We start from the raw sequence: 16,153 nt of genomic DNA, 5'->3' as shown, positions 1-16,153 counted from the left end.
TCAGCCCGGAGCGAGTAGTATTTACTAGGCCGCGGTGCCTTCTCAGGCGATTCGTGCCCTGATTCGGATCACACACTCGTGCAGCGGCCACCAGAAGAGCCGTGCGACTTGACTTTCGCGTGGCCGAATCAACTCAGCCAGGAGAGCCATCGCGTGACCATCACCAGCTTCCGTAACGTTGCCATCGTCGCACACGTCGACCACGGCAAGACCACCCTCGTCGACGCCATGCTTCGTCAGTCCGGCGCGTTCGAGGAGCGCGCCGAGCTGGTCGATCGCGTTATGGACTCCGGCGACCTCGAACGCGAGAAGGGCATCACCATTCTCGCGAAGAACACCGCAGTACATAAGGTCAACGAAGACGGTTCCATCACCGTCATCAACGTCATCGACACCCCCGGCCACGCCGACTTCGGTGGCGAGGTCGAGCGCGGCCTGTCCATGGTCGACGGCGTCGTCCTGCTCGTCGATGCTTCCGAGGGACCCCTGCCGCAGACGCGTTTCGTGCTGCGCAAGGCACTCGCCGCTTCGCTGCCCGTCATCCTGGTCGTCAACAAGACGGACCGCCCCGACGCCCGCATCGAAGAGGTTGTCACCGAGGCTCAGGACCTGCTCCTCGACCTCGCATCGGACCTGTCCGACGAGGCCGCCGAAGCCGCTGAGCTCGCACTCGAACTTCCCGTCCTCTACGCGTCCGGTCGCGAAGGCAAGGCATCGACCGTGCAGCCCGAGAACGGCAAGGCTCCCGACGCCGAGGACCTCACCGCACTCTTCCAGGTGCTGATGGAGTACGTCCCCGCGCCGAAGGGCTCGGTCGACGCACCGCTGCAGGCTCACGTCACCAACCTCGACGCATCCGCATTCCTCGGTCGCCTCGCACTCGTTCGCATCCACAACGGCGAGCTGCGCAAGGGCCAGACCGTGTCCTGGTGCCGCGAGGTCGACGGCGAGCCCGTCGTCACGAAGACCAAGATCACCGAACTCCTCACGACCATCGGTGTCGAGCGCGTTCCCGGTGAGGTCGCCGTCGCCGGTGACATCTGCGCCGTCGCAGGATTCCCGGACATCATGATCGGCGACACCCTCGCTGATCTGGAGAACCCGGTCGCACTGCCCCGCATCACCGTCGACCAGCCGGCAATCTCGGTCACGATCGGCACCAACACGTCACCGCTCGTCGGTCGCGTCAAGGGTCACAAGCTGACTGCACGCATGGTCAAGTCCCGCCTGGACCAGGAGCTCGTCGGTAACGTCTCGCTCAAGGTCCTCGACATCGGTCGCCCCGATGCGTGGGAGGTCCAGGGTCGTGGAGAGCTCGCGCTCGCCATCCTCGTCGAACAGATGCGTCGTGAGGGCTTCGAACTCACCGTCGGTAAGCCGCAGGTTGTCACGCAGCTCGTCGACGGCAAGGTTCACGAGCCTTTCGAAGAGCTGACCATCGACAGCCCCGAGGAGTACCTCGGCGCCATCACGCAGCTCCTGGCCAACCGCAAGGGCAAGATGGTCCAGATGTCGAACCACGGCGCAGGCTGGGTTCGCATGGAGTTCATCGTTCCTTCGCGTGGCCTCATCGGCTTCCGCACGGACTTCCTCACGGAAACCCGCGGAACCGGTATCGCCAATGCCGTGTTCGACGGATACGGCCCGTGGGCCGGCGAGATCCGTGCGCGCCACACCGGCTCGCTCGTCTCGGACCGCTCCGGCACGGTGACGCCGTTCGCCATGATCCAGTTGGCCGACCGTGGAACCTTCTTCGTCGAGCCCGGCGCAGACACCTACGAGGGACACGTCGTCGGTATCAACCCGCGTCAGGAAGACCTCGACATCAACGTCACTCGCGAGAAGAAGCTGACCAACATGCGTCAGTCGTCCGCAGACGTGATGGAGACCCTCGCAAAGCCGATCAAGCTCGAACTCGAAGCAGCGATGGAGTTCTGCTCCAGCGACGAGTGCGTCGAGGTCACCCCGGAGGACGTTCGCGTCCGCAAGGTGCACCTCAACGCAACCGAGCGCGCTCGCGAGCGTTCACGTAGCAAGGCACGCGACAAGGCTGCTCTGTAGTCTTTCGTCGGTTACAACCTGACAGGCGGATGTGCCTTTCAGCCGAGTTTTCGGCGGAAAGGTACATTCGCCTTCATGGTTTCCGGGCAAAGTTCTGCCTGGAAATCGAGTGCGAAGGGGCGACGCGGCCCCGTACGGAAGGAATTGTCTGTGGCCTCAGGACGTCGCTACCTGGCGTTGGCAGTGGCAGTGACGGCGTTGTCACTGACTGCATGTACAGCCGATCCGCCGCCTCCGGTCGAGAGCACCGAAACCGTCAAGCCCACACCGACTCCGGTCGTTCCGGCGATGAAGCAGGTCACTGTGGCAATCGACGAGGTGGGAGGCGGATTCAACCCGCACCTGCTCGCGGATCAGTCGCCGGTCAACTCCGCAGTCGGCAACCTCGTACTGCCCAGTGCGTTTCGCCCGATCAATTCGCCCACACAACCTGGCGCGACGGAGTGGGCGATCGACGATTCTTTCCTCGTTTCCGCTGAAGTGACGTCGGAGGCCCCGTTCACGATTCGCTACCAACTGCGCAACGAAGCCCAATGGTCGGACGGCGCTCCCATTGCGGCAGAAGACTTTCGCTACCTGTGGCAGCAGATGATCTCGGTTCCCGGAGTGGTCAATCCCGCGGGCTATCAGATGATCGACGACGTGAACTCGTCCGGCGGCGGCAAAACGGTCAACGTCGTGATGCGTGCGCCGTATCCGGCATGGCGAGAGTTGTTCACCGATATTCTTCCGTCCCACCTGATCAAGGACACTCCCGGCGGTTTCAGCACCGGCCTGAGTGAGGGGATTCCGGTGTCGGGAGCCCACTTTCACGTGCGCTCGGTCGACCGCGGCCGGGACGAAATCGTGCTCGAACGCAACGACCGATTCTGGGGCAAGCCTTCAGACCCGGATCAGATAGTTCTGCGACGCGGAGGAACGGCTGCACAGTTGGCGGATGCGCTGCGTACCGACGATGCCCAAGTGGCGCAGGTTCATTCGGGTAGTGCCACGGATATTCAGCTGTCTGCAATCCCGGGTGTCAGGACGGCATTCTCCTACGTTCCGCGCACTCTCGACATCAACGTGAACGGGCGAAGCAAGAACTTCGCGGATGTTCGGGTGCGTAAAGGTGTTCTGGGACTGCTCGATCCGGACCTGCTCGCCGTGGTGGCGGCAGGGAGTGAATCGGCGTCGGCCCCGGTGAAAGCTCAGATCCTCGCTCCGTCGGATCCGGGATATGCGCCCACCGCGCCGCCGAAACCGACCAGGGAGCAGGCGCTGGGCGAGCTGACCGCAGCCGGCTACCTGACGGCACCGCCCACCGGAATCGTCACGGGCACTGGAACGGTCGGATCGATCGTCCGTGACGGCGCCCAGTTGACGCTGCTGATCGGCGCTCCCGAAAACGACGACATCGCGATCGCCGTGGCAAACACCGCTGCCGACGAATTGCGTGACGTGGGAATCCTGGCGACCGTCGAATCGGTGGCGCCGGAGGAACTCTACGGCGAGGACCTGACGACAGGACGCGTCGACATGATCGTCGGTTGGAGCCGGGCAGGCGCCGACACGGCCACTTCGCTGGCCTCGCGGTTCAGTTGCCCGAGCGCACCTTCCACTCCGGCAACAAGTTCGGCAGTGCCCGCACCGACGCCGTCGCAGACACCGGAGCCCATCCGAACGACAAGCGTCGAGGCTCCGAGCAACCTGTCCGGGCTGTGTGATCCGGCGTTGCAAGGTCGGATCGACGAAGCGCTCAGTGGCATCGGGGATCTGGGGTCGTTGATCGCCGATGCGGAACCCAAGCTGTGGGATCTTGCGGCGGTTTTGCCGATCGTGCAGAGCCGAGCGCTGGTCGCGGTCGGGACCGGAGTCGAGGGCGTGGTCCTCGACGGGCCGGTGCAGGTGGGGATATTCGGAAACGCTACGGACTGGGTGAGGGTGGAAAAGTGACCGCGTCGGCGAAGCGACTTCTGTTGGTACACGCACATCCGGACGACGAAACGATCACCACCGGTGGCACCATCGCGCGATACGCGTCCGAAGGCGTCGAGGTCACAGTCCTCACCTGCACGTTGGGGGAGGAAGGCGAAGTGATCGGTGATGCGTGGGCCGGGCTCGTGGCTTCCGAGGCCGATCAACTCGGTGGCTACCGGATCGCGGAACTGAGCGCTGCTTTGTCGGCTTTGGGCAGTGCCGCTCCTCGCTTCCTCGCCGGTGCCGGTCGGTATCGCGACTCCGGAATGATCGGCACACCTTCGGCCGCCAATCCCCGTGCTTTTGTCAATGCTCGACTCAACGAAGCAGTTGGCGCGGTGGTCGCCGTCATTCGTGAGATTCGGCCGCACGTCGTGATCACGTACGACCCCAACGGCGGCTACGGGCACCCGGATCACATCCAGGCGCACGCGATCACGACAGCGGCGGTCGAAGCTGCAGGAACGACCGCGTATCCCGAGACCGGCGAGCCGTGGTCGACTCCGAAGTTCTACTGGACCGTGACCGAGCGCAGCGGACTCGAACGCGGCATCGCGGCGATTTCCGAGTTCCCGGAGAACTGGCGTCTGCCCGAGCCCGGGGAATTGCCGAGTGTCGAGGACGCAGACGTGACGACGGCAATCGACGTTCGAGGCGTCATCGATGCGAAGGCGAGGGCATTGAGCGCCCACGCCACTCAGGTGACGGTAGCCCCGAGCCGAGCCGAGTTCGCATTGTCGAACAACGTGGTCCAACCGATCCTGACGGTCGAGCATTTCGTGTTGGCCGCCGGCGCGCTCGGTCCGGTGGGTGAGGACGGCCGCGAGCGCGATCTGTTCGGCGGGCTGCACAGCTGACCTGGGCGTCGGCTCTCAGGCATTGTGATCGACGCCGTAGTGGTGTGTGATGCGTGTCACCGGATGGGTGGTCCTTTCGGTAACAGCAAAGCCTGGGGGCTGAAGAAATGTACAACTGGGACCTGCAGAACCAGATCGTCGCCTTCGTCGATTCGTTGCGTCCGATGGCTGGTTATTACCACGACTTGTATTACGGGTCGCTCTACGCATTCGCAGATCAGCAGAGTCATTTGCTGACTCTGCTCGGGTTCCCGCCGGTTCCCTGATCAGCTTCGTGCTTTTCGGGCGCGAGCCGGGGTGCTTGTCGGGAGGGACCCCGCGCTCGCGCGATGACGACCGATAGACCACTATCAAAACCATGACGAGCGTCGAGAACAACACGGACGCCTCGACAGGAACGTCGCTGTCGTGGCTCGACCCTGTCATCCTCGGCGTCCTGATTTTCGACGGGTTCTTGTGCGCGGTGTTGTCCGTCCTGTTCTTGCCGACTCATCTCGGTACGACGGCATTTCCCATCAGCATTCTCGTAGCCGCAACCGCGAACCTCGTATTGGTGATCGCCGCCCGCACGGTTACGACGCCGGGTAGGGCCGCATTGCCGCTCGCCGGTTGGATCGTCGGGTTCTTGGTGTGCATGGTGGGCGGCCCCGGCGGCGACGTACTCGTGCTTTCGTCCCCTCTGACCTTCCTGCTGCTGGTCGGTGCGATCGCTCCGGCCGCCGTTTTCCTCTTCAAAGTGGCGATCAACAGACTCGCCACCCTCAGCTCGCAATAGTTCTCGGCGCGCGCATAGGAAACTGACCCGTGCATAAGGGACACTCAGCCTGTGGCTGAACATGATTTGGCGGGTGCGACTATCGCCTTGACCGCAGAACGGCGTGCCGAAGAATTTGCGACGCTCCTCGAACGTCGAGGCGCGGAGATCGTGCGGACACCGGTGATCCATGTGCTGCCGTTGGTGGACGATCGAGACCTGAGGACTCAGACGTCCGCTTTGATTGCCGATCCTCCGGAATTGGTCGTGATCAGTACCGGGATCGGCTTCAGGGGTTGGCTCGACGCCGTCGCCTCGTGGGGTTTGACCGAGGAGTTCCTCGGGGCTCTCGCCCACACGCGCATCATCGCCCGCGGCCCCAAGGCGACGGGTGCCATCCGAGGCGCCGGACTGCGCGAGGAATGGTCGCCTTCGGGTGAGTCGTCCGAGGAAGTTCTGGCACATCTCGGAAGCGAGGGAGTGGCAGGCTTGCGCATCGCAGTCCAGTTGCACGGCACCATCACCGAATGGGAGCCGTTGACGGACCTGAGCGCCTCCCTCGCCGACATCGGCGCGGTTGTCACTCCGGTATCGGTCTATCGGTGGATCCGGCCGCCGGATCAGTCGCCGGTCCGCGCGTTGGTCGCTGCAGTTCGTTCCGGTGCGATCGACGCGCTGACCTTCACCAGTGCCCCCGCGGTCTCCTCGATGCTCAGCACGGCAAAAGAAATGGGCGAGCTGGAGCGGTTCGTCGCAGCTATGCGCGGACCGGTACCGACCTACTGCGTCGGACCGGTGACGGCCGCCCCGCTGGAACTCCTCGGTGTTCCGACCATCCAGCCGGAGCGATCGCGTCTCGGTTCGCTGGCGCGGCTCATCATCGACGACCTGCCCACACGTCGCCACCGCCCGGAGTGACGGCTTCGATCAATGCCCACGCGTTCTCGGCGGGGAGATCGATCACCTCGTAGCTTCCGGTGCCGGCGGGCGTCGCGGCGACGACGGTTGCCACTCCCGCGCGTCGTTGGAAGAACGTCTCGCGCACCGTCCATCCGATGACACCTTCGGATTCGAGACTGTGACGCTGGCGATCGAGCGAGCCGTTTCGGGTGATCAACCATCCGGGTAGTACTGCGTGGCCGAGGCCGTTGTATCGGTCGTAGGCGAGGGCGGTGCCACCGATGGCGAGTACGGCGACCCCGAACCACGCGTAGATCGGTACATCGAGTCCAGAAGCCGCGCACGCCACACAGACCAGGAACGCCACCGCGGCGAGGAACAGTGCTCGGGTGTACCGGCGACGCCGCGCGGCCGGGCCGTGCGGGATCAGCGGGGCGGACGCCTGGCGTGAGTCACCGATCACGGTGGCCATCACTCGCTCGGCTTCCCTGCGCGGTCCCTGCGGGAGCAGTAGCGAAGATTCCTTCTTCTCGGCGCTGACCCCGGTCATGATGGCGTCGAGCCGCGCGCCGCGGGCCAATCGCAGCAGGAGCGGTTCCTTGAGCGTCGTGCCGCGGAGGCGGGCGCGGTCGAGTGTGGTTTGCCGAGTCTTCAACAGGCCGTGACTGACATGCAGGATGCGGCCGTTGTCGGTGAGTTTCATGTTGCCGAACGCGATCAGGTACTGGACGCAGGCGAGTGCACTCGACAGCACCAGCAGCACGACGAGTGCGATGACGACCATCAGTGCGATGCCGAGGCTCTCGAGGGAGTCGAAGCTGTCGCTCACTGCCGAGGATTTCGCGACGGCAGTGCCGATGCCGTATTGGAACGAGATGCCGATGATGGCTGCGATGATGGCGATTCCGGTGAACGAAAAGGGGGCGTAGCGAACCCAACTCGGTTCCCAGTGACCGATTTCGGTGTCGACCGGTTCGGTGATGCTTTCGACCGGCGTGCCCGGGGTTTCCAGTCGCCGTGCTTGCTGGGCGCCGGCCAACAGTGCGGCGCGTAGGTCCGGAACCAGGGCGGTCGACAGGGCGTTGAGCTCGAACTTGTTCGAATCGTGGCCGCTCCCGGCGCGCTGGCCGGTACCGATGCGCACGATCGACAGTCCGAGCAACCGGTGCATGACCCCGGCCTCGACGTCGACGGATCGGATGCGGCTACGCGGGACGGAGAGCAGCTTTTTCTGGAAGACCCCGGTGCGCAGTTGAACGTGGACGGGTCCGATTCGGTACGTGGTGGTGAAATACCGCAACAAACCGAAGATGACGAGCAGAGTGACGACGCCGAGTCCCCACCAGTGGTTTCCGGATTGGCTGCCGAGAACTACGGAGACGAGTAGGACCGGGAGCAGTTTGACGACTTCGTTGACGGGGTGGACCAGAAGCATGCGTCGGTCGAGGCGGAGCCAGGGCTGTTCCTCTTCCGCGGCCTCGGCAGCTGCCGTTTCCGCCTCTACCGGGATCTCGATCGCGGTCGGGTCGCCCAACTGTTTCTCGTTCACGTCGCGTCTCCCACGTTGGTACCCGCGATCTCCGTCAGTTGAGCCACCGTGCGGTCGGCGACTTCCTGGTCGAGTGCGGAGATCTTCACGGCCCCGGCCGACGACGCTGTCGTGACCGTGACGGTTGCCAGACCCAACATGCGGTCGATCGGTCCGCGCTCGGTGTCCACGGTCTGCACGCGCGAGATCGGTGCGATGCGTCGCTCCTGGGTGAACCAGCCGGTGCGTGTGTACACCGCGGTGTCACTGATCTCCCATCGGTGGACGCGATACCGCCACGCCGGGACCATCAGAATGTAGGTGGCAGCGAAGAGCACGGTGACTGCGAATACGGTGCCGACCACCCAGGACGGGATTCCGGGTACCAAGACGGCACAGACGATTTCGGCGACGATGACGGGTACCCAGAACAGTGAGGCAGTGATTGCCCACAGCCTCGGGGCTTTGGTGCTGGGTCGCCATAACGGGTCGGCCATGGTCAGCGGTTGCGGCGCAGTCATGGGCACTACTTTGGTCGAGTGAGGGGCGATCTGTCGACATCGGCCCTATCGTGGAGTGTGGCGACCGCGAAGGGAGCACGTGATGACCGAACAAGATGCGACATTCGACCCGGAGGCTCCGGAATCAGATGCGCTCGAACAATCGACACCCGTAGATCCGAACGCCCCTGAAGAACCCGATCTGACCGACATTCCGCTCGACGCGCCAGTGGCTGACGTCGTGGATCAACGAGTCGAGGTTGCGGTCGACGACGACTACCGGCCGTCGTGATCGAGGCGGTGTCGGGGCGGTGAGGCCTCCTACTTCTGGCACCGGGTGGCACTAGTCGTCCCACATGGCGCATGATCGCTAGGTGAACCGAACTGGTGATGACTCCGGCAAACCCACCATGCTTCCGATGCCAGGTATTTCCGCGTCCGCCTCGTCCAGTCCGTCGCCCGGCCCGTCAGCGTCGGCGATGCGGCGAGTTCTCCGTCGTGCACGCGACGGAGCGACCCTGAACGTCGACGAGGCGGCAACGCTGCTGCAGGCACGGGGAACCGATCTGACCGATCTGTGTTCTTCGGCGGCCAAGGTTCGCGATGCCGGTCTGCTGGCAGCGGGTCGGCCGAACACCGTGACGTATTCGCGGAAAGTTTTCATTCCGCTGACCCGTCTGTGCCAGGACAAGTGCCACTACTGCACATTCGTCACGGTGCCAGGGAAGCTGCGTGCCGCTGGGCACGGCATGTTCCTGGAACCGGACGAGGTTTTGGACATTGCCAGGGCAGGCGCCGAATTGGGCTGCAAGGAAGCGTTGTTCACGCTGGGGGATCGCCCCGAGGCTCGCTGGCCGGAAGCCAAGCAATGGCTGGACGAACGCGGCTACGACTCCACCCTCGACTACGTGCGAGCGATGTCGATCCGGGTACTCGAGGAGACAGGCCTGCTCCCACACCTCAATCCCGGTGTGATGAGCTGGCAGGAACTCTCGCGGCTCAAGCCCGTTGCGCCGTCGATGGGCATGATGCTCGAGACGACCGCTACCCGGCTGTTCACCGACAAGGGTGAGTGCCACTACGGCAGCCCGGACAAGGACCCGGCGGTTCGGCTACGCACCCTGACCGACGCAGGCCGACTGAACATCCCCTTCACCACGGGAATTCTTGTGGGCATCGGGGAGAACTTCCTCGAACGTGCCGAGTCGATCATGGCGATACGCAAGTCGCAGAAGGCGTTCGGCCACATCCAGGAAGTGATCATTCAGAATTTCCTGGCCAAGCCCGATACCGCGATGCGCAATACGCCTGATGCTGGACTCGACGAGTTTCTCGCGGCCATCGCCGTCGCACGCCTGCTGCTCGGGCCGACGATGCGGATTCAGAGTCCGCCGAATCTCGTCTCGAACAGCGAGTGCCTCGCGCTGCTCGGCGCAGGCGTGGACGACTGGGGCGGGGTATCACCGTTGACCCCCGATCACGTCAACCCCGAGCGTCCCTGGCCGAATCTCGAGACCTTGGCCGAGATCAGCGCCGAGGGCGGCTTCACGCTGACCGAACGCACTGCGGCTCAGCCGGCATATGTCCTGGCCGGGGCTCCGTGGATCGATCCGCGTATTGCGGGTCACGTGCAGGCGCTGGCGGATCCCAAGACCGGCCTCGCCCTGCCCGACACCAAGCCGGTGGGCCGGCCGTGGCAGGAACCGGACGAGTCGTGGGAATCGAGCGGACGCGTCGATCTCAATACCGAGATCGACACGGACGGGCGCAACACCGAGACCCGCAGTGACCTGGGCAGTGCGTTCGGCGACTGGGAGACCGTGCGCGAACAGGTCCTCGAACTCAGTGCTCCGATTCGCGTCGACACCGATCTGCTGGCTGCGCTCCGCAGTGCCGAACGCGACCCGGCCGGATGTTCCGACGACGAGTACCTGGCCCTTGCCACGGCGGAGGGCCCGGGCCTGGAAGCCGTTGTGGCACTGGCGGATGCGCTGCGCAAGGATGCCGTCGGCGAGGACGTCACCTACGTGGTGAACCGGAACATCAACTTCACCAACATCTGCTACACGGGCTGCCGATTCTGTGCGTTCGCGCAGCGCAAGGGTGACGCCGACGCGTTCACGCTGTCGGCAGAGCAGGTCGCCGACCGTGCGTGGGAAGCGCACGTCGCCGGCGCAACCGAGGTGTGCATGCAGGGCGGTATCGATCCGGAACTTCCCGTCACCGGTTACGCCGACCTGGTCCGGGCCGTCAAGAAGCGCGTGCCGTCGATGCACGTCCACGCGTTCTCTCCGATGGAGATCGTGAACGGTGCATCGCGCAGTGGTGAGAGCATCAGGGATTGGCTGACGGCCCTTCGTGAGGCGGGCCTGGACACCATTCCCGGTACGGCAGCGGAGATCCTTGACGACGAGGTGCGCTGGATCCTCACCAAGGGCAAACTGCCGACGGCGGAATGGATCGAAGTGGTCACCACGGCGCACGAGGTGGGGCTGCGGTCGAGTTCGACGATGATGTACGGGCATGTCGATCAGCCGCACCATTGGGTCGGGCACCTGAACGTTCTTCGCGGAATCCAGGACCGTACAGGCGGATTCACGGAGTTCGTGCTGCTGCCGTTCGTTCACCAGAGCGCGCCCCTGTACCTGGCGGGCGCTTCCCGGCCAGGGCCGACCAATCGGGACAACCGCGCTGCACACGCGTTGGCACGCATCATGCTGCACGGCCGCATACCCAATATCCAGACCAGCTGGGTCAAACTTGGCATCACCGGAACGCAGATGATGCTCAACGGCGGCGCCAACGACCTCGGCGGAACGCTGATGGAGGAGACGATCTCGCGGATGGCCGGCTCCGAACACGGTTCCGAGAAGACCGTCGCAGAACTGCGCGCCATCGCCGAGGGAATCGGACGTCCGGCACGCGAACGAACCACCACACATGCACGACGCGAAGGAGCGATTGCCTGATGGCTGACGTACTGGGGGACCGCAAGGTCGTCGAGGTTCTCGATCGAGCGGTGTGGGGGATCAACCCGGTTCTCGACCTCGCCTACAGCGATCCGCTCGGTATCAAGCGTCGGACGTTCGAGCCGACCGATCCCGAGCGAAACGCTGCTGCGATGGTGTTGGACGCGGCTGCTTGGGTCCTCGACGTCGTCAAGTTCCCCGGGACGGCGGCGTGGTCGGTGATGACCGACGAGCAGCGCTCGAAGTGGTGGACGACCCGGTTGGGTGCACTCAACACCGTTGCCGTGGCGTTCCCCGGCATCTTCGGCGTCCTCCTCAATCGGTTGCCGATCCAGGACCTGCTGGCCTTCGCGAATCAGGCCGTTGTGCTCGTTGCGGTTGCCCGTGAACACGGAGTGACCGAACGGGATCAGCAGGTGGACCTCCTGGCGTCGGTGCTGTGCCGGCGTGAGACGAAGTCTCGAGAGCTTCTCACCGGAGAGGACTTCGCCGAGAAATCAGCCGGCGGCGCCGACGAGACCTGGCGCCCGTTCGCGCTCATCGGAACGTTGTGGCGCACGTCCAAGACTTTTCGTGCCATCACGGACGAGTTGCACAAGCGGCCGTCTCGGACAAAACCGTACGAGATCATCGGCAAGATTCCGGTGGTCGGCGTCGTGGCGGATTACCTCGGTGAGCGGGGCGCACTGGTACGCGCGGCCGCTCTGGGGGAGAAGTGGATCGCGATTCGGTCGAGGAACATCACCGCAGTAGGCTGAAATGTGTTACCCCCGCCTGCTCAGAGTCGGTCGGCAGGGGGATAATAGGCTGTTCCCGCGGTACGTGAGAGTCGTATCGGATTTTCGGCCCCTTGCAACTGCGTGTTGCGGCGGCGATGCACGACAGGAAGGCAGGGAGATCGGCAGTGACCTACACGATTGCTGAACCGTGTGTAGATGTGATGGACAAGGCGTGCATCGAAGAATGCCCTGTCGACTGCATCTACGAGGGTGGACGCATGCTTTACATCCACCCCGACGAGTGTGTCGACTGCGGCGCGTGTGAGCCTGTCTGTCCCGTCGAAGCCATCTTCTACGAAGACGACGTCCCGGACCAGTGGAACGCGTACATCAGCACCAACGTCGATTTCTTCGACGATCTCGGCTCGCCGGGTGGAGCGGCCAAGCTCGGCAAGGTCGACTACGACACGCCGTTCATCAAGGCGCTGCCTCCCATGGGTGAGGAATAGAGATCTTGTCTCGTACTCCGGTGGCCGCTGGGCTTCCTGATTTTCCGTGGGATTCGCTCGCCGATGTCACGGCGAAGGCGCACTCTCATCCCGACGGCATCGTGAACCTGTCCGTGGGGACGCCGGTGGATCCGGTGGACCCGGTGATTCAGGAGGCTCTGGCCTCTGTTGCCGAGGTGCCCGGATACCCGACGACTCATGGCACGCTCGCGCTTCGCGAGGCCGTGGCGGAGTCACTGGATCGCCGCTACAACATTCCCGACGTCGATCCGGCAGCGGTGCTGCCGGCCATCGGTACCAAGGAAATGATCGCGTGGCTGCCGAAATTGCTCGGTCTCGGAGCCGGCGATCTGGTGGTCATTCCGGAGTTGGCGTACCCGACGTACGAGGTCGCAGCGAAACTGGCAGGTGCTCGTGTCCTGCGCGCCGACGGCTTGAACAAGCTCGGTCCCGAGTCGGCGGCGATGATCTTCGTGAACTCGCCCTCGAATCCCACCGGCAAGGTGCTCGGCCTCGAGCACTTGCAGAAGGTCGTGGCCTGGGCGCGCGAGCGCGGCGCCATCGTCGTCTCCGACGAGTGCTACCTCGGATTGACGTGGGAAGCCGATGCGCTCTCCATTCTCGATCCTCGTGTCAACGACGGTGATCTGACCGGTTTCCTTGCGGTCCACTCACTTTCGAAGACGTCCAATCTCGCGAGCTATCGCGCCGGGTTCGTCACCGGTGATCCGGCTCTGGTGTCGGAACTGCTCGAGGTGCGCAAGCATGCGGGCATGATTCTGCCGCTACCGATCCAGGCGGCGATGACCGCAGCCTTGGGCGACGACCAACACGAGAACATCCAGCGCGAGCGGTACCGCGAGCGTCGTAGTGTGTTGATCGAAGCTGTTCGAGGCGCCGGATTCACCGTCGACAATTCCGAGGCAGGTCTGTACCTCTGGGCGACGCGCGGCGAGGAATGTCGAGCGACGGTCAGTTGGTTCGCCGATCGTGGGATCCTCGTTGCCCCCGGTGAGTTCTACGGACCGAGCGGGAGCAAGCACGTGCGGATCGCGCTCACTGCAACAGACGAACGAATCGCCGCGGCAGCAAAGCGCCTCTCCGCCTGAATCGTGTGCTTTCCCAGGTGTCAGGTTCCCTGATGTCGGTATCGGTCCGATGTAAGGTCGCGCTGTGACCACCTCAGGGACCGGCGGCTTGGACGCGGTACTGATTTTTGCTGTCGTTGCTGCCTCGGTTGCACTGATGCTCGTGTGGTTGAAAAGTCGTCGAGTTTTCGGAGAATTCCCACTCTCGGCAGCTCTCCTCTGGCTGATGGTTGCAGTGCCTTCCATCTTGCAGGCGGCGATGCCGGGACTGCTCGAGATGTTTCGTCGTGATCCCGCGTTGATTCGTGACGGGCAATGGTGGCGCATTCTGACCTCCGTGCTCGTTCAGGACGGAGGGGCCGCAGGAACTGTCACCAATCTCGCGACGCTGGCCGTGGTTGCACCGCTTGCGTTTCGGCTCTGGGGCGCCGCACGTGGCTGGGCTCTCTTCCTGCTCGGTCAACTGTTGTTCGGTTTGCTCACCACCGCAGTCTTCCCGTCGACCGGCGCAGGCAACTCCGGTGCCACGCTTGCTCTGGCAGCGGCGGCCGCGGGGATCGGCGTTCTGGTGCGCCCGCGAATGCCTGAGATTGTTCTGACGGTCGTGATTGTCGTCGGCGGCGCAACATTGGTGACGGTCGACGACGCACACGGATTCGCGGTGCTTTCCGGGGCGCTCTTGGGGGCTGCGCTGGTGACGCTGTTCCCTCCGCACTCGATGGACGCGCGTCGGGCAGGAGAAAGTTTGCGACCATCCGCGCTGTGAGATGCTGTCGTGGTGCTGCTGAGATCCTTGAACCCCCTTGCTGTTGCCCGCGGTGACGACCTCGATGACGCCGTGACGATCGGTGACACGGTTCTCTCGCGGAGTGCCATTCTCGGTGCCGCGACCTCGGTCGCGGAGCGAGTGGCGCAGGCCGATCGGGTTGCCGTATTGGCAACTCCCACAGCAAAAACGATTCTCGCCGTCGTCGGGGCGTTGATTGCCGGCGTCACCGTTGTGCCGGTCCCGCCGGACTCGGGGAAGGCTGAGCGAGAGCACATTCTGCGTGACTCCGGTGCCCAGGCGTGGCTCGGCGAAACGGACGACCACTGCGAAGGCCTGCCCGTGGTTCCCGTCCGATTGCACGCTCGCTCGTGGCACAGCTATCCCGAACCGGCACCGCAGTCCACAGCATTCGTCCTGTACACGTCCGGAACTACCGGCCCACCGAAGGGCGTTCTGCTCAGTCGCTCGGCTATCGCAGCCGGGCTCGACGCGCTCGCCGAGGCCTGGGACTGGACGTGGCGAGACACCCTCGTACACGGGCTTCCGCTCTTCCACGTGCACGGACTGATTCTCGGAATCCTCGGCCCCCTCCGGATCGGCAGCCGGGTGATCCACACCGTCAAGCCGACGCCGGAAAACTACGCAAGGGCCAAAGGCTCCCTCTACTTCGGTGTCCCCACCGTCTGGTCGCGTATCGCCGAAGACGAAGAAGCTGCCCGCGCGTTGTCCGGTGCCCGACTTCTGGTCTCCGGTAGTGCGCCGCTTCCCGTGCCGGTCTTCGAAAAGCTGCGGGAGCGAACAGGATTGACGCCCATCGAGCGTTACGGCATGAGTGAGACGATGCTGACCCTGAGCACGCGTTTCGACGGCGAGCGACGCCCGGGGTGGGTCGGCGTGCCGCTGCGCGGAGTCGAGACTCGTCTTCGTGACGAGAAGGGCAACGATGTGCCGCACGACGGCGAGAGTATCGGCGGCCTACAGGTACGTGGGCCGATGCTTTTCGACGGCTACTTGAACCGTCCGGACGCAACCGCCGAGTCCTGGACGGAGGACGGCTACTTCAAGACCGGTGACGTCGCCGTCATCGACGAGGGTGGGTTCCACCGAATCGTCGGCCGCGAATCCATCGACTTGATCAAATCCGGTGGATTCAGAGTCGGCGCCGGCGAGATCGAGACCGCCATCCTCGGGCACCCTTCGGTGTCCGAAGTTGCGGTGATCGGTGTCCCCGACGCCGATCTGGGGCAACGGATCATCGCCGTCGTAGTCCGTAAGCCCGGGACTCCCGAGGTCACCGAAGCCGAATTGGTCGAGTTGGTCGGGGCGGAGTTGTCGGCGCACAAGCGTCCCCGTGAGGTTCGATTTGCCGAGACTCTGCCACGTAACGCGATGGGCAAGGTTCAGAAGCGTGAGCTGCTCTAGGCAGGTCGGTTTGCTGAAAAGTCGCTGCGACGCTTGAAGGTTCGTGAATTCGGCCGGCCTGTCCCGAAATGTGGGCTCGCCGGTTCTCCGACGATTCAGCGCTAGTTGGAATTTCTGT

General features: G+C 64.1%; 15 protein-coding genes. 13 read left to right on the top strand and 2 right to left on the bottom strand.

Annotated elements, in window-relative coordinates:
* Window positions 1-153: 153 nt before the first annotated feature.
* The 6 genes from typA to ACBG85_RS19900 all read left to right on the top strand — a co-directional run bounded on the left by typA (window position 154) and on the right by ACBG85_RS19900 (window position 6,549).
* The gene (typA, locus tag ACBG85_RS19925; RefSeq protein ID WP_007726276.1) at window positions 154-2,061 is read left to right on the top strand and encodes a translational GTPase TypA; all 1,908 of its coding nucleotides are present in this window, start codon (window positions 154-156) and stop codon (window positions 2,059-2,061) included.
* A gap of 150 nt (window positions 2,062-2,211) precedes the next feature.
* Window positions 2,212-3,996 (top strand): ABC transporter family substrate-binding protein, encoded by a 1,785-nt coding sequence (locus ACBG85_RS19920; RefSeq protein ID WP_030536226.1) that lies wholly within the window; start codon window positions 2,212-2,214, stop codon window positions 3,994-3,996.
* Window positions 3,993-4,877 (top strand): N-acetyl-1-D-myo-inositol-2-amino-2-deoxy-alpha-D-glucopyranoside deacetylase, encoded by an 885-nt coding sequence (mshB, locus tag ACBG85_RS19915; protein WP_166502498.1) that lies wholly within the window; start codon window positions 3,993-3,995, stop codon window positions 4,875-4,877. The genes ACBG85_RS19920 and mshB overlap by 4 nt, the downstream gene beginning before the upstream one ends.
* Window positions 4,878-4,984: 107 nt before the next feature.
* On the top strand, window positions 4,985-5,143 hold the full coding sequence (locus ACBG85_RS19910) for a hypothetical protein (RefSeq protein ID WP_003945210.1): 159 nt from the start codon (window positions 4,985-4,987) through the stop codon (window positions 5,141-5,143).
* 92 nt (window positions 5,144-5,235) lie between these two features.
* Complete coding sequence (locus ACBG85_RS19905) at window positions 5,236-5,652, top strand: hypothetical protein (RefSeq protein ID WP_054782417.1); 417 nt, start codon at window positions 5,236-5,238, stop codon at window positions 5,650-5,652.
* Between the two features lie 51 nt (window positions 5,653-5,703).
* Window positions 5,704-6,549, top strand: coding sequence for a uroporphyrinogen-III synthase (locus ACBG85_RS19900; RefSeq protein ID WP_064689314.1), 846 nt, complete (start codon window positions 5,704-5,706; stop codon window positions 6,547-6,549).
* Here the strand turns inward: ACBG85_RS19900 and ACBG85_RS19895 are convergent.
* Together ACBG85_RS19895 and ACBG85_RS19890 are read right to left on the bottom strand one after the other, a co-directional pair.
* Window positions 6,509-8,080 carry a PH domain-containing protein gene (locus ACBG85_RS19895; RefSeq protein WP_082931405.1) on the bottom strand — a complete coding sequence of 524 codons (1,572 nt, stop codon included), beginning with the start codon at window positions 8,078-8,080 and terminating at the stop codon, window positions 6,509-6,511. The genes ACBG85_RS19900 and ACBG85_RS19895 overlap by 41 nt on opposite strands.
* Complete coding sequence (locus ACBG85_RS19890; RefSeq protein ID WP_042926352.1) at window positions 8,077-8,580, bottom strand: PH domain-containing protein; 504 nt, start codon at window positions 8,578-8,580, stop codon at window positions 8,077-8,079. Before ACBG85_RS19890 ends, ACBG85_RS19895 begins: the two co-directional genes overlap by 4 nt.
* Window positions 8,581-8,662: 82 nt before the next feature.
* Between ACBG85_RS19890 and ACBG85_RS19885 the strand changes: the two genes are divergently transcribed.
* The 7 genes from ACBG85_RS19885 to ACBG85_RS19855 all read left to right on the top strand — a co-directional run bounded on the left by ACBG85_RS19885 (window position 8,663) and on the right by ACBG85_RS19855 (window position 16,035).
* Window positions 8,663-8,851 (top strand): hypothetical protein, encoded by a 189-nt coding sequence (locus ACBG85_RS19885; protein ID WP_003945217.1) that lies wholly within the window; start codon window positions 8,663-8,665, stop codon window positions 8,849-8,851.
* A gap of 118 nt (window positions 8,852-8,969) precedes the next feature.
* On the top strand, window positions 8,970-11,528 hold the full coding sequence (locus tag ACBG85_RS19880) for a bifunctional FO biosynthesis protein CofGH (RefSeq protein ID WP_003945208.1): 2,559 nt from the start codon (window positions 8,970-8,972) through the stop codon (window positions 11,526-11,528).
* On the top strand, window positions 11,528-12,286 hold the full coding sequence (locus ACBG85_RS19875; RefSeq protein ID WP_003945247.1) for a hypothetical protein: 759 nt from the start codon (window positions 11,528-11,530) through the stop codon (window positions 12,284-12,286). Before ACBG85_RS19880 ends, ACBG85_RS19875 begins: the two co-directional genes overlap by 1 nt.
* 146 nt (window positions 12,287-12,432) lie before the next feature.
* Window positions 12,433-12,756, top strand: a complete 324-nt coding sequence (gene fdxA / locus ACBG85_RS19870; RefSeq protein ID WP_003945248.1) for a ferredoxin — start codon at window positions 12,433-12,435, stop codon at window positions 12,754-12,756.
* Window positions 12,757-12,761: 5 nt separating this feature from the next.
* Window positions 12,762-13,865: a succinyldiaminopimelate transaminase gene (gene dapC, locus ACBG85_RS19865; protein ID WP_064689315.1), complete on the top strand. Its 1,104-nt coding sequence runs from the start codon at window positions 12,762-12,764 to the stop codon at window positions 13,863-13,865.
* Between the two features lie 64 nt (window positions 13,866-13,929).
* Window positions 13,930-14,610, top strand: a complete 681-nt coding sequence (locus ACBG85_RS19860) for a hypothetical protein (RefSeq protein WP_007726255.1) — start codon at window positions 13,930-13,932, stop codon at window positions 14,608-14,610.
* A gap of 12 nt (window positions 14,611-14,622) precedes the next feature.
* Window positions 14,623-16,035 (top strand): acyl-CoA synthetase, encoded by a 1,413-nt coding sequence (locus tag ACBG85_RS19855; protein WP_007726254.1) that lies wholly within the window; start codon window positions 14,623-14,625, stop codon window positions 16,033-16,035.
* Window positions 16,036-16,153: the final 118 nt, after the last annotated feature.

Origin of the sequence: Rhodococcus sp. NyZ502, assembly GCF_041464245.1 — a bacterium.
Taxonomy (GTDB): domain Bacteria; phylum Actinomycetota; class Actinomycetes; order Mycobacteriales; family Mycobacteriaceae; genus Rhodococcus_F; species Rhodococcus_F qingshengii.
The sequence above is the reverse complement of the archived record's forward strand: the minus strand, read 5'-3'. Positions and strand labels throughout refer to the sequence as shown.